Source organism: Silvania hatchlandensis, from assembly GCF_025564065.1.
Taxonomy (GTDB): domain Bacteria; phylum Pseudomonadota; class Gammaproteobacteria; order Enterobacterales; family Enterobacteriaceae; genus Enterobacter; species Enterobacter hatchlandensis.
On sequence record NZ_JAMGZK010000054.1, the window covers coordinates 159,511 to 172,255 of the forward strand.

13 protein-coding genes are annotated in these 12,745 nt (G+C 54.1%); 11 read left to right on the forward strand and 2 right to left on the reverse strand.

Annotated features, from left to right (window positions below; translation table 11 throughout):
* Nucleotides 1–141: 141 nt before the first annotated feature.
* Entirely contained in the window at nt 142–645 is a 504-nt protein-coding gene (locus tag M8014_RS19820; RefSeq protein WP_271284090.1) for a DUF1993 domain-containing protein, read from the reverse strand.
* A gap of 108 nt (nt 646–753) precedes the next feature.
* Entirely contained in the window at nt 754–1,149 is a 396-nt protein-coding gene (locus tag M8014_RS19825; protein ID WP_271284091.1) for a rhodanese-like domain-containing protein, read from the reverse strand.
* Between the two features lie 110 nt (nt 1,150–1,259).
* On the opposite strand from M8014_RS19825, the gene ftrA reads away from it, so the two are divergent.
* The 11 genes from ftrA (at nt 1,260) to M8014_RS19880 (ending at nt 12,742) form a co-directional block, all read left to right on the forward strand.
* Complete coding sequence (ftrA, locus tag M8014_RS19830; protein WP_271284092.1) at nt 1,260–2,231, forward strand: transcriptional regulator FtrA; 972 nt, start codon at nt 1,260–1,262, stop codon at nt 2,229–2,231.
* Between the two features lie 98 nt (nt 2,232–2,329).
* Nucleotides 2,330–2,515 (forward strand): type II toxin-antitoxin system HicA family toxin, encoded by a 186-nt coding sequence (locus M8014_RS19835; protein ID WP_271284093.1) that lies wholly within the window; start codon nt 2,330–2,332, stop codon nt 2,513–2,515.
* Nucleotides 2,516–2,561: 46 nt separating this feature from the next.
* Nucleotides 2,562–2,969, forward strand: coding sequence for a type II toxin-antitoxin system HicB family antitoxin (locus M8014_RS19840; RefSeq protein WP_271284094.1), 408 nt, complete (start codon nt 2,562–2,564; stop codon nt 2,967–2,969).
* Between the two features lie 263 nt (nt 2,970–3,232).
* Complete coding sequence (locus M8014_RS19845) at nt 3,233–4,825, forward strand: FGGY-family carbohydrate kinase (RefSeq protein ID WP_271284095.1); 1,593 nt, start codon at nt 3,233–3,235, stop codon at nt 4,823–4,825.
* A gap of 20 nt (nt 4,826–4,845) precedes the next feature.
* Complete coding sequence (locus M8014_RS19850; protein WP_271284096.1) at nt 4,846–6,492, forward strand: signal transduction protein; 1,647 nt, start codon at nt 4,846–4,848, stop codon at nt 6,490–6,492.
* A 10-nt stretch (nt 6,493–6,502) separates the two neighbouring features.
* Nucleotides 6,503–7,441: a dihydrodipicolinate synthase family protein gene (locus M8014_RS19855; protein WP_271284097.1), complete on the forward strand. Its 939-nt coding sequence runs from the start codon at nt 6,503–6,505 to the stop codon at nt 7,439–7,441.
* A 195-nt stretch (nt 7,442–7,636) separates the two neighbouring features.
* The gene (locus M8014_RS19860) at nt 7,637–8,983 is read left to right on the forward strand and encodes an MFS transporter (protein WP_271284098.1); all 1,347 of its coding nucleotides are present in this window, start codon (nt 7,637–7,639) and stop codon (nt 8,981–8,983) included.
* A gap of 118 nt (nt 8,984–9,101) precedes the next feature.
* Complete coding sequence (locus M8014_RS19865; protein ID WP_271284099.1) at nt 9,102–10,118, forward strand: LacI family DNA-binding transcriptional regulator; 1,017 nt, start codon at nt 9,102–9,104, stop codon at nt 10,116–10,118.
* 147 nt (nt 10,119–10,265) lie between these two features.
* Nucleotides 10,266–11,237, forward strand: coding sequence for a glycosyltransferase family 2 protein (locus M8014_RS19870; RefSeq protein WP_271284100.1), 972 nt, complete (start codon nt 10,266–10,268; stop codon nt 11,235–11,237).
* Between the two features lie 16 nt (nt 11,238–11,253).
* The gene (locus M8014_RS19875; protein ID WP_271284101.1) at nt 11,254–11,901 is read left to right on the forward strand and encodes a class I SAM-dependent methyltransferase; all 648 of its coding nucleotides are present in this window, start codon (nt 11,254–11,256) and stop codon (nt 11,899–11,901) included.
* On the forward strand, nt 11,888–12,742 hold the full coding sequence (locus M8014_RS19880; protein WP_271284102.1) for a hypothetical protein: 855 nt from the start codon (nt 11,888–11,890) through the stop codon (nt 12,740–12,742). Before M8014_RS19875 ends, M8014_RS19880 begins: the two co-directional genes overlap by 14 nt.
* The last annotated feature ends 3 nt before the right edge of the window (nt 12,743–12,745 follow it).

Sequence of the window (12,745 nt, forward strand, 5' to 3'; positions counted from 1 at the left end):
GAGAGATGAATTATCTTTGCTGCAGATAATTATCAAATCAATTACAAATTATTCACAGTTCAGCTCACAAATCCATCATCAGATTCGTGTGAGGCGTTGTCAGTTGCCGGCCCTGACAGGGATGTCAGAGCCGGTGCAGGATCAGTTAATCTTGCCTAAGAAGTCACGCTTTCCAAGCGGTACGCCCGCCTGACGTAAAATGTCGTAAGCGGTGGTGAAATGGAAATAGAAATTTGGCACGGCGAAGGAGAAGACAAAGCCACGGGCGGTGAAATGCAGTTCGTGTTCACGCGCTTTCACCTTAATCGGACGCTCATCGTCACCCTCAAGCTGTGCATCAGCCACCGTTTCTAACCACTGGATGGTTGTGGTGATCCGGGTTTGTAACTGTTCAATGGTGCTCTCATTATCTTCCATCACCGGGGCGTCGATATCAGCCAGACGCGCCACGCCGCGCTTCGCCATATCGCAGGTCACCTGCACCTGACGCACCAGCGGGAACATATCATCCGCCAGTTTTGCTTCCAGTAATGCGCTCTCCGCGGTGCCGTTTTCTTGCGCCCAGATGCGCGCTTTTTCGAGGATCGCGCTCAGGTTGTGAAGCCCATGGATGAACTGTGCTTTTGTTTCGCTATACAGTGACATTGCAAACTCCTTCATCGTTATTGAGTGCCCGGTCAGACGCTTAGCCCCTGACCGGTATGCCAGGGTAAACCGAAACAGCAGATTTGTCAGGCTCAAACGCGCGCGGCCCTACGCTGCGTTAAAGGCAAAACCTTCGTCGGCCCATCCGGTCAGCCCGCCGAGCATGATTTTGACCGGACGACCCAGCTGCGCCAGCTTCAGCGCGGCCCGATCGGCACCGTTGCAGTGCGGCCCGGCACAGTAGACGACAAACAACGTATCGGCAGGCCATTGTGCCATGCGCTGCGCGTCGATATCCCGATGGCGCAGATGGATGGCTCCCGGAACATGACGCCGTGCAAAGGCCTCCGGGCTGCCGACCACGTGCAGCAGCACAAAATCCCTCTCGTCGTCTGTGATGGCACTGTGCACATCGTCGCAATCCGTTTCCACACTCAGTCGCTGTAAAAAATGCGCAGCGGCGCGATCGGCATCTGCTGCAGGATAATCAGTTACGTAGCTCATATTCACTCCTCTTAAATTGAGTCTTTACTCTAGGGTCAGGGTGCGGTTTTGACAGCTGGCAGAAATGCCATATACCATCAAGATCATGACAAAATTGTGCGGGTGTAAGGGTGAAGAATCCTCTGGTGGTGGTGCTGGCCTATGACGGCTTATGCACCTTTGAATTCGGCGTCGCGGTAGAGATTTTCGGCCTGGCGCGTCCTGAAATGGGCGAGAACTGGTATCGCTTTGCGGTCGCGGGCGTTGACCAGGGGGAGCTGTGCGCGACGGGAGGCGTCCGGCTGGTGGTTGATGGTGGACTGGAGCTGCTGGACCAGGCCGGAACCATCGTGGTGCCCGGCTGGCGCGGTGCGGACACGCCTGTGCCCGCCGAACTCTGCGCCCGGCTGGTGGCGGCGCATCAGCGCGGGGCGCGGGTGATGTCTATCTGCTCTGGCGTGTTTGTGCTGGCCGCTGCCGGGTTGCTCGATAACCGGCAGGCCACCACTCACTGGCGCTACACAGACTTACTGCAGCAGCGTTACCCGGCCATTCAGGTCACGCCGGACGTGCTGTATATCGATAATGGTGATGTGCTGACCTCCGCAGGCAGCGCGGCGGGTATCGACCTGTGCCTGCACCTGGTCCGCCGGGACTACGGTTCCGTAGCGGCAAATCAGGTGGCGCGCCGGCTGGTGGTTTCACCCCATCGCGACGGCGGCCAGGCCCAGTTTATCCAGCAGGCCGTTCCCGTTGCCTATGAAGGCCACCGGCTCGGATCGCTGTTTGATCACCTGCATGCCCATCTCGCCGCTCCGCACAGCGTCGCCTCGCTGGCAGAGTTTGTTGGCATGAGCCCGCGTACCTTTTTACGCCGGTTTGCCGCCACTACCGGCAGCACTCCGGCCCAGTGGTTGCTCAACGCCCGGTTGAGCCGCTGTCAGGATTTACTGGAAAACAGCGCACTGTCGATTGAGAGAATTGCAGAGGTCGCAGGCTTTGGCAGCGTAGCGACGCTGCGGCACCACTTTAAACACCATTTTGCGACCACGCCTGCGGCGTATCGGAGAGGGTTTGCTTCCCCTGCGGGGAAGGTGGTTTAATTTGCGCCCATGATTTATACCCACTATACCTACTGATGCGTTGATCTCAATTGCAGTGGTGGGTACTATACCCACTGTTCGTTCAGGGAGGGCAACGGATGAAGAGTGGAGAACTCATCAAGATATTGATCAACGCCGGTTGGGTACACGTCCGCACTCGCGGCTCTCACCCTATTTTTGAGAAAGAAGGTGAACCCGAGCCAATAGTGGTACCTCACCCTAAAAAGGATATAGCAACGGGTACGTTGCATAAAATCCTTAAGCAGATGGGCGAAAATAAATAATGAGGTGGTGTGCACCGCGCGTCACTTGTTAGAGAGGAAATAATGTATGAAATATCCAGTTTACTTACATCAGGCCGACAGCGGCACATATTCAGGATTTGTGCCGGACGTTCCAGGATGTTATTTCGCTGGCGATACCATTGACGATGCGATCGCCGATGCTCATGCCGCTATCGATGCGTATCTGGAATATCAGAGTGAGAAAGGGCAGGACGTCCCGGCGGCGAGAAGCATGAACGCGCATAAAGATGATGAAGATTGTCAGGGTGGTATGTGGGGCTTCGTCGATATCGACACAAGTAAATATGAAGGTAAAGCCACTAAATTAAATATCACGTTACCGCAAAATCTTTTAAGAAGAATTGATGCTTATGTCAGCAGTAACGGCGAATTTTCCAGTCGAAGCGGTTTTATCGCCGAATTAGCGCGTCGGGAATTATTAAAGCGCTCTTAAAATAGTATTCCCGTCACGAACATAGTTATAGCCCACGACAGTGGGCTTTTTTATTTTCCGCTGTTTTAATGCTAAAACAAAGTCGATTATAGAGTGACAGGGTTTTTGATGCTGCCTTATAACAGGCTTCAAATAATTGCCTTAATAAACATTCACATAAATTATTAATCTTGAGAGCCATCACATAATCCGCGCAAAGTCTTTGTCGCGCTGAATGGCTGCATCTAAATTGCTAACTCGAGTTAGCTTTCGGGGTTAGCATCATGAGCGAGTCATTTTTCATTGGGATCGATGTCGGTTCCGCCAGCGTCAGGGCGGGGATTTTCGACCGCTGTGGTCAGCGACGAGCGTTCGCCGTTCGCCCCATTCAGCAGTTCTCTTCCCGGGCAAATTTTGTTGAACAGTCGTCAGAGGATATCTGGCAGGCGGTGTGTGATTCGGTACGCGAGGCGATGGAGCATGCTGCGATCCCTGCCCAGGCGGTGTGCAGTATCGGCTTTGACGCAACCTGCTCGCTGGTGGTGGTGGACAGCGAAGGGCGCGGGATTTCTGTCGCAGAGCAGGGTGAACCCGAGCGGGACATCATCATGTGGATGGATCACCGTGCCACCCAGGAGACCCTCGACATCAACGCCACCGGCGATGAAGCCCTGCGCTACGTGGGCGGCGAGGTGAGCGTCGAAATGGAACTGCCGAAAGTGCTGTGGCTGAAACGGCACTTTCCCGGGCGTTACCAGCGTGCCTGGCGACTGTTCGATCTGGCCGACTATCTGGTGTGGCGTGCGACGGGGGCGGATGTCGCCAGCGTCTGCACCCTGGCCTGCAAATGGAATTATCTCTCGCATCACTCCCGCTTCAGCCACACGCTGCTGTCGGCGGTGGGGCTGGATGAACTGCCGGGCAAGATCCCGGCCACCGTGTTAGCCCCCGGCGTTCGCGCCGGAATGCTCAATCCCGCCACGGCGGCAGCATTTGGCCTGCCGGAAAACGTTGTGGTGTCCAGCGGCATGATCGACGCCCATGCGGGCGGTCTGGCGCTGGTGGCGTCGCAGTCGGCGGGCAATCTGGCGTTGATTAGCGGCACCTCGAATTGCCATATGCTGGTCAGCCCTGAGCCGGTGAGTGTACCCGGCGTGTGGGGCCCTTACTGGGGGGCGATGCTCCCGGACCAGTGGCTGAACGAGGGCGGACAGAGTGCGGCGGGGGCGCTGGTGGAGTGGACCCTTCGCCAGAGCGCCCTCTGGCCGAAACTGCAGGCGCAGGCGACCGTGCTGGGTGAGAGTGTTTATACCGTCCTCAATCAGTGGGTGGCGGCGCTGGAAGCGCGCGAAGCCTGGCCCACGGCGCAGCTGCACGTGCTGGCCGATCACCACGGTAATCGCTCGCCCCGGGCCAATCCGTTTGCCCGGGGTGTGGTCAGCGGCTTAACCCTGGAATCCGGCCAGGATGGGCTAGCCCGACTGTATCTGGCGACCCTGCAGGCCATCGCCTACGGCACCCGACACATCATCGATACCCTGCGTGACGCCGGACACGTTATACAGCGGATCACCGCTTGCGGGGGAGCGACCAAAAACCCGCTGTGGCTGCGGGAGTACGCCAACATCACCGGCTGCGACATCGCGTTGAGCGATGAAGAAGACGCCGTGACGGTGGGGGCCGCGCTGATGGGGGCGGTGGCCTGCGGGCAATACGCCACCTTGCCGATAGCGGCCGGGGCGATGGTGCGTTCCGGCGGGGTTATCCGAGCCGATCCCGCGACGGCGGATTTTCACCAGGCGAAATACCGGGTTTATCTGGAGATGTATCACCCGCAGCAGCAGGCGCAGAAGGCGATGCACAAATGGGTCAAATAACAAAAATGAGGGAACTGAATATGCTGACACTGAATCTACCTGCGGCGCCAACGCCGATCCAGGCTCAGGACCGCGAGATCCTGATGATCACCAACGCGGATCTGCGCGAGTCCGCCAATCTGGCCTGCTGGCCGGTACAGCAAAAGTTTGAGCAGAAGCTGCAGGCGGCGCTGGAGCGCCACGGCTATCGCATGCGCCGCGCCCATCCGGTGAATACCGAACGCGGGCACGGTTTTATCAGCAGTCAGCGCGAGGGCAGCGATCTGTTTGCCGCCATCGATCCTGACGCGCCGCTGATTGTGCTGCTCACCGCCTGGCAGTATTCGCACCATATCGCGCCGTCGCTGGTGCATCATCGCGGCCCGGTGCTGCTGCTGGCTAATTTTGACGGCACCTGGCCAGGCCTGGTCGGGATGCTGTGCATGGCGGGCAGCTTAACCAGTCTGGGTAAAAACTACTCCCGCCTGTGGTCGGAGAATTTTGACGACTCGATGTTTGAGCAAAAGCTGGCGACCTGGCTGCGCGATGGTGCGGTGAGTCATGCCCTTAACTATCTGCACCCGGTGGCGGCGACCCACGCGGTGATGTCTACCGAGGCCGGACAGCAGGGACGGCAGGTGGGCGAGTATATTCTGCAGCACAAAGCCATCGTGGGCCTGTTCGACACCTTCTGTATGGGGATGATCAACGGGGTCTTCCCGCAGCAGGCGATGGTCAAGGTCGGGATGCCGGTTGAGTCGTTATCCCAGTCGGCCCTGCTGGTGGAGATGCAGAAAGTTCCGCCGGCGCTGCGTGAAGCCTGCCTGTGCTGGTATGAAGAGCGGGGGATGCAGTTCCAGTTTGGCCGCGACGGCGCGAGCGAACTGACTCGCGAGCAGGTGCTGGAGCAGTGCGCGATGATGATCGCCATGGCGCGGTTTGTGAAGCGCTTTGGCCTGTCGGCAGTGGGCGTGCAGTATCAGCAGGGGTTGAAAGACAGCTGCGCCGCGTCCGACTTTGCCGAGGGCGCAATCGGTAATGCAGAGCGCTTTCCTGTCCCGGACGAGCAGGGCGAAATCATCTGGCCCGACAAAGCCATCCCCTGTATTAACGAGGTGGATATGGGCACAGCGATCCCGCAAACCATGCTGTGGCGGCTGCTGGAGGCATTCGGTCAACCCGCAGAAACCACCCTGCACGACATCCGCTGGGGCAGTGACTATCAGGGCACCTTCTACTGGGATCTGGAGATCTCCGGTGCCGTGCCGTTTGCCCACCTGAAAGGGGGAATTGCCGGGGCGACCGGATATCGTCAACCGGCCATGTTCTTCCCGGCGGGCGGTTCCACCATTGCCGGGCAGGGCAAAGCGGGACGCTTTATCTGGGCGCGCGCCCACTATGAAGGCACCGACGTGGTGATGCACATTGGCACCGGTCATGCCGTTGAGCTGCCGTCGGCGGAGTTTGAGCGCCGTCGTCGCGCCACCAACGCCGAATGGCCACTGCTGAATGCGGTGCTGGACGGCGTGAGCCGGGATGCCTTGATGGCCGGGCATCAGAGCAACCACCTGACGGTGGCGTATATCGACGAGGCGCATGTCGAGACCCTTTTCCGGGCGTTTGTCGCCCAGTCGCTGACCCAGGGGATCCGCGTGTGGGTTGCGGGCGATGCCATCAAATTACTGTAAAGGTGAGAGCATGCAGGAACGTACTGAAGCCACTAAATACACCGGCGTCTGGCCGGTGATGCTGACCCCGTTTAACGAACGGCGAGAAATCGACTGGCCCGCACTGGAGAAACTGGTCCAATGGTATCTGAATGCCGGGGTTCACGGGCTGTTCGCGGCCTGCCAGTCGAGCGAGATGTTCTTTTTAAGCGACGATGAAGCCCGCAAGATGGTGCAGTTTATCGTTCAGATCGTCGATGGCCGGGTGCCGGTGGTGGCGTCGGGCCATACTGCAACGGGCACCAGCCAGCAGATAGATCAGCTGTCGGCGATGGCCCTGACGGGAATCGACGGCTTAATCCTGATCAGCAACCGTCTGGCACAGGCCGACGAGAGCGATGCGCAGGTCCTGAGCGGGCTGCAGCAGCTGACTGCCGCTCTGCCGGAGGCTATCGACCTCGGTATTTACGAGTGCCCGTATCCTTATAAACGGCTGCTGTCGGATGAGGTGATCGCCTGGTGTGCCAACAGCGGTCGCTACACCTTTATTAAAGACACCAGCTGTTCACTGCCGGTGATGGAACGGCGCCTGCGTCTGAGCGAAGGCAGCCGTCTGCATCTGGCCAACGCTAACAGCCAGACGCTGCTGGCCTCACTGCGCGCGGGCTGTCAGGCCTATAGCGGGGTGATGGCCAATTTCCACCCGGAGCTGTACGTCTGGCTGTTCGAAAACTGGCGCCGGGAGCCGCAAAAAGCCGGGCAGCTGGCGGATTACTTATCCACCGCCGCGCTGGCCGAAAATCTGGACTATCCGGTATGCGCCAAGTTTTACCAGCAGCAAATCGGTAACTTCAGCGCCTACGCCTGTCGGTCGAGAAGTAGCCAGTCGTACGCGGCAAGTTTTTATCCGGAGGCCATTAACAGTATGATGCGTCTCGGCGAAGCAGTGAAGAAACAGTTATCACTTTGAATAACGAGAGTTTTATGCCTTTAACGCCCCTTAATTGACTAAAGGGCGTGCAGCAAAAAGTCATCCGACACGATGACGCAGTAACTGAAAAATAAAAACATTGACTCAGCACCCTACAACTCTCGTCTGCCGCGCAATGGCAGGCGACGTCGGACTGCGCCACGCACTCTGATGAAACCCAATAAGGTTAATATTATGTCAGTCACTCTTGATATGCCGGTCACGCAAAAGGCGGTGCTCGATAAAGCGAGCATTCGTCGGGTGGTGGTTTCCAGCTGGATCGGTAACAGCATCGAGTTTTATGATTTTCTGCTGTATGGCCTGGCGAGCGCGCTGATTTTCAGCAAGGTCTTTTTCCCGACCGTCAGCCCGATGGTCGGTATTCTGGCCTCGTTTGCCACCTTCGGCGTCGGCTTTATTGCCCGTCCGCTGGGCGGCATCTTCTTTGGTCACATGGGCGATACGCTGGGACGTAAAATCACGCTGTTGATTACCCTTGGCGGGATGGGAACCGCGACGTTCCTGATTGGCTGCCTGCCTTCCTACGACATGATCGGGATCTGGGCCCCGGTGATGCTGGTGATCCTGCGCTTTATCCAGGGTTTCCTGGTCGGTGGGGAGTGGGGCGGTGCGATGCTGATGGTGGTCGAAAGCGTCCCGGCTAATCGCCGTGGCCTGCTCGGTGCCATTCCGCAAACCGGCGGGTTCTCTGGTCAGCTGCTGGCGACAGGCATCTTCGCGCTGGTGATGATGCTGCCCGATGAGCAACTGTTCTCCTGGGGATGGCGCATTCCGTTTATGCTGAGCGTGGTGCTGGTTCTGGTGGGCCTGTATATGCGTCGTCGGCTGGACGAAACTCCGGTGTTCCAGGAAGTGCGTCGTCGCGAAGAACAAAACAAACAGGCTAAAAAAGAAGAAAGCCCGGTGGTTCAGGTCGTGCGTACCCAGTGGCGTAGCATTGTGCTGATTATGCTGCTGCGTTTTGCCGAAAGCGTGCCGTTCTTTATGTGTACGGTGTTTGCCGTCTCCTATGCGACGGGCACCTTAGGGATCGAAAAACAGACCATGCTCGGCGTGGTGATGATGACCTGTGTGTTGGCCTTCCCGATGCATGCGCTGTTTGGCGCTCTGTCTGACAAAGTGGGCCGCCGACCGGTCTATATCTTTGGTGCCTTGTTTGCTGCAGCGATGGCGTTCCCGTTCTTCTGGCTGCTGGAAAGCGGATCCTTTGTGCTGATGGTGCTCGGCTATGTGCTGCTGATTAACATCGCCCACAACTCGATTAACGCGGTGCAACCGTCCTTCTTTACCGAGATGTTTGGCCCAAAAGTGCGCTACAGCGGCGCATCGATTGGTGCGCAGTTGGGGGCCATCGTGGCGGGGGGCTTCACGCCGTTTATCGCCAAGGGGTTAACTGCGCTCGACAACAATAACTGGACGCTGGTGGCAAGCTATGTGGTGATAGCCGCGCTGGTGGCGGCCTATGCTGCCTGGCGTGCGCCGGAAACCTCAAAACGTGATTTAACCAAAGATCATCACTGATGCGGATCGGCCAGGGTGAAAGCCCTGGCCCCTGCCGGCGCTTTTCATCGTCTGTTGCTGCTTCGAAGCAGCAAAAATGATAAATTAACACTTTGTCATTCACCGGACTCAGTACCTCATGGCCAAAACAGTCGAGACCATTGCGACCGCGCTGAACATTTCCATTACCACCGTGCGGCTGGTGCTGAACAATAAAGCCCAGCAGTATCGGATCAGTGAAAAAACGCAAAAGCGCATCAATGACTATGTGGCTGAACACGGCTATACCGTCAATCACGCCGCCCGCAGCCTGAAGCTGAATAAAACCGATACCCTTGGGTTGATCATTCCGCGTCTGTCGAACGTCTTCTTTGCCACCCTCGCCGAAAAGCTGGAGATCCGCTGTCGCGAGGCGGGGTATCAGCTGATGATCAGCTGTACCTACAGCGATTTGCAGCAGGAAAATGCGCTGGTGGATGCGCTGATCGATCGTAACGTCGATGGGCTGTTCGTCGTGCCATCTTCCCTGCAGGCGCAAAATCATCATCTGAAACGCACTTCGCGCCCGCTGGTGCTGCTGGACCGTGACTTCGACGGCACCGACACCTCGCTGGTGGTCAGCGATAACCGCCGGGGCAGCACCGCCCTGACTCAGGCAATGTTCAGCGCGGGCCAACTGCCGATCTTCTTTATGGCCGGTGATACCGAACAGCCGACGATTAAAGAGCGTATGAAGGGCTATACCTCGGTGCTGGAAGCGCAGGGGATTGAGGATTGTCAGCAGTGGATCCTCGAGACCGCGCACAACCGGCGCGAAGATGGCGAGAAGCTGATGCAGCAATTTCTGGCCCGGCATAACGCCGCACCACCGGCGTTTATCGCCTCTTCTCTGCCGGTGCTGGAGGGGGCGCTCAGCGTGCTGCGTTCCCACTTCGGCTATATTCCGGCGGATATTAATATCGGCACCTTCGATGAACACCCCATGCTGGGCTTTTTATCCAACAATATCTGGTCGGTTCGCCAGAATGAGGACGCCTGGGCGGAGAAAGCGGTGGACGCGATGATGCAGATAATCAATGGCGCAGAGCAGAAGAACTTGCGTGCGATTATCCCGATGACGTTGATCCACCGGGCGCGTGCGAGTGGGCATTTTTAGTGGGAAAGTTCGCGGTGGCAGTCTATTTTATAGACAGCACCGGGGCTTTTTTAAGTACGTTAGATCAATTTTTTTATATTTATAGGTGTAACAATGGTTAAAAAAAGGTTAAAAACTAGACAGGTGTAAATATGAGGTGAAGTGAAAGTGAAACTAATCATCCAAATCCCCTGTTTTAATGAAGCTGAAACCCTTGCTATTGCGCTGAAGGCGTTGCCCCGACAGGTTGCCGGTTTTGATACAGTTGAATGGCTGATTATTGATGACGGAAGTACCGATGACACTGTTGATGTTGCCCGGCAAAATGGTGTTAATCATGTTGTAAAGCACGCCGGAAACAAAGGGTTAGCCAAAGCCTTTATGACAGGTCTGGATGCATGTTTGAGTTTAAACGCCGATGTTATCATTAACACTGACGCTGATAATCAGTACTGTGCTGATGATATCCCCCTCCTTGTTGCCCCGATTCTTGAATACCGTGCAGAAATGGTTATTGGTGAAAGACCGATATCTGCCATTGACCATTTTTCACCCGTAAAGAAATACCTTCAGAAATTGGGGAGTTGGGTCGTTCGCGTGGCCAGTAATACAAACGTCCCAGATGCACCGAGTGGTTTTAGAGCAATGTCGCGGGCGACTGCGCAAAAATTAATGGTTTTCAATGACTATACCTACACCTTAGAAACCATCATTCAAGCTGGACAAAAAAATATTACAATTACGTCGGTTTCAATCAGGGTTAACGAGGATTTAAGACCCTCTCGGCTGGTAAAAAGTATATCGTCATATATTAAAAGAAGTATTGTTACCATTGTCAGAATATTTGTTATCTATCGGCCTTTCAGATTCTTTGGTGCAATAGGGGCATTGTTATTTGTAGCGGGGTTTTTATTGGGTGTGCGTTTCCTCTATAAATATTTCACGGGTGATGGTAATGGTTATATTCAGTCGTTAATCTTAGCATCGGTACTGATGGGTATGGGTTTTCAAACAATTTTGGTTGCGTTCATTACCGACCTTTTATCCGCCAACCGAAAATTGCTTGAAGATTTACGTTTTAAAGTTGCACAACTGTCACAAAAATCAACAACTAAAACGAATAATAGTCATTCAGAATGAAGCAGGTGAGGTTGCTATGGGGTTCAAAGTCTCAGGTGGAAAGTCAGAAGGTGGTGTCGTTTTTGGAAACACATTTGATAAATACGGCTCTAAAAATCCGGTTGTCAAATGGATGATGAAGGGTTTTGATTCCTCTTTAGAAGCTTTTGTTGCGAGAACGGATCCAGAAACAATTCATGAGGTTGGGTGTGGTGAGGGGTTTTGGGTTAACAAATGGAATAGCCAGGGTTTAAATGCTGTCGGCAGTGATTTCTCCCATCATGTTATATCGATAGCCAAAGATAATGCAGTTGTTGCTAATATTGATCCCAATGTTTTTATTGCAAAAAGTATCTATGACCTTGAGCCAGAAACGAACAGTGCAGATTTAATTGTCTGCTGTGAAGTGATGGAACATCTTGACGAACCAGATAAAGCGATGCGCATTTTACAAAGTCTGGTAAAAGAACACATTATTATTAGCGTTCCACGCGAACCCATTTGGTGCGCATTGAATATGGCACGAGGAAAGTATATTAAAGATCTTGGTAATACACCTGGCCACATACAACATTGGTCAAAAAGATCATTCATAAAATTTACTGAAAAATATTTTAAGGTAATAGCAATTTCGTCACCTTTCCCATGGACCATGCTGTTGTGCATACCTTATGACGAAAAATAATCTGCGCAAAGCATTTAATTATGCAGGGAGCATTATTGCTCTGTTAAGTATTGTATTCGTTGCGCACCGAATAACAGAGTACTGGACGCTCGTCCCTGATGATACATTTACCCTAAAACTACTTCTCATAATATTATTACTGGCCGGCATCTATGGCGCGGCAAACATCCTCCTTGCTTCTGCATGGCGAATGTTAATGGCAAGTCTTGAGCAATGCATCAGTCAGCGGGTTGCCACGCATATTTATGGTTTAACGCAATTGGCAAAGTATGTGCCGGGTAATATTTTTCAGTTTGCGGGTCGCCAGTTACTCACAATGTCTTACGGTTTTTCGGGTAAGGAAGTTGCCAAAAGCACTTTTATGGAGTTGTTACTGCTAGTCATTACGGGCGCTATTTTCTTTTTGTGGATGCTGCCTTTATTATATTCCGGGTTCAGTGTTATCTTTTGTTTTATGCTGTTTGTGGTCGCTGTGATGCTGCTGTGCTTAGTATTTCAATGGCTAGGAAGAAGTTTTCTAATTAAGGTTGTAGGGAAGTATTTTTTATTCTTGATCATCTCTGGTGGGGTTTTTCTGTTTGTTCTCTATTCTATCGTTGACAGTTGGGAGATAACTCCAGCATTGTTACTATCAATTATTGGTGCATATGTTATTTCATGGCTTGCAGGGCTTGTGACTCCAGGCTCTCCTGCGGGAGTTGGTGTCAGAGAATTCTTGCTTATTTTATTGTTGAAACCGTTATTTTCTGAAATTGATATTGTCATAGCGGCTGTGCTCAGTCGGATTGTAACAGTTATCGGTGATTGTTTTTACTATTTATATGCCCTCTCATTAAGGTGAAAA

Coding starts and splice junctions, on each gene's coding strand:
- M8014_RS19820 (WP_271284090.1), bottom strand. CDS start 645: ATGTCACTGTATAGCGAAACAAAAGCACAGTTCATCCATGGGCTTCAC.
- M8014_RS19825 (WP_271284091.1), bottom strand. CDS start 1,149: ATGAGCTACGTAACTGATTATCCTGCAGCAGATGCCGATCGCGCCGCT.
- M8014_RS19835 (WP_271284093.1), top strand. CDS start 2,330: ATGAAGAGTGGAGAACTCATCAAGATATTGATCAACGCCGGTTGGGTA.
- M8014_RS19840 (WP_271284094.1), top strand. CDS start 2,562: ATGAAATATCCAGTTTACTTACATCAGGCCGACAGCGGCACATATTCA.
- M8014_RS19845 (WP_271284095.1), top strand. CDS start 3,233: ATGAGCGAGTCATTTTTCATTGGGATCGATGTCGGTTCCGCCAGCGTC.
- M8014_RS19850 (WP_271284096.1), top strand. CDS start 4,846: ATGCTGACACTGAATCTACCTGCGGCGCCAACGCCGATCCAGGCTCAG.
- M8014_RS19855 (WP_271284097.1), top strand. CDS start 6,503: ATGCAGGAACGTACTGAAGCCACTAAATACACCGGCGTCTGGCCGGTG.
- M8014_RS19860 (WP_271284098.1), top strand. CDS start 7,637: ATGTCAGTCACTCTTGATATGCCGGTCACGCAAAAGGCGGTGCTCGAT.
- M8014_RS19865 (WP_271284099.1), top strand. CDS start 9,102: ATGGCCAAAACAGTCGAGACCATTGCGACCGCGCTGAACATTTCCATT.
- M8014_RS19875 (WP_271284101.1), top strand. CDS start 11,254: ATGGGGTTCAAAGTCTCAGGTGGAAAGTCAGAAGGTGGTGTCGTTTTT.
- M8014_RS19880 (WP_271284102.1), top strand. CDS start 11,888: ATGACGAAAAATAATCTGCGCAAAGCATTTAATTATGCAGGGAGCATT.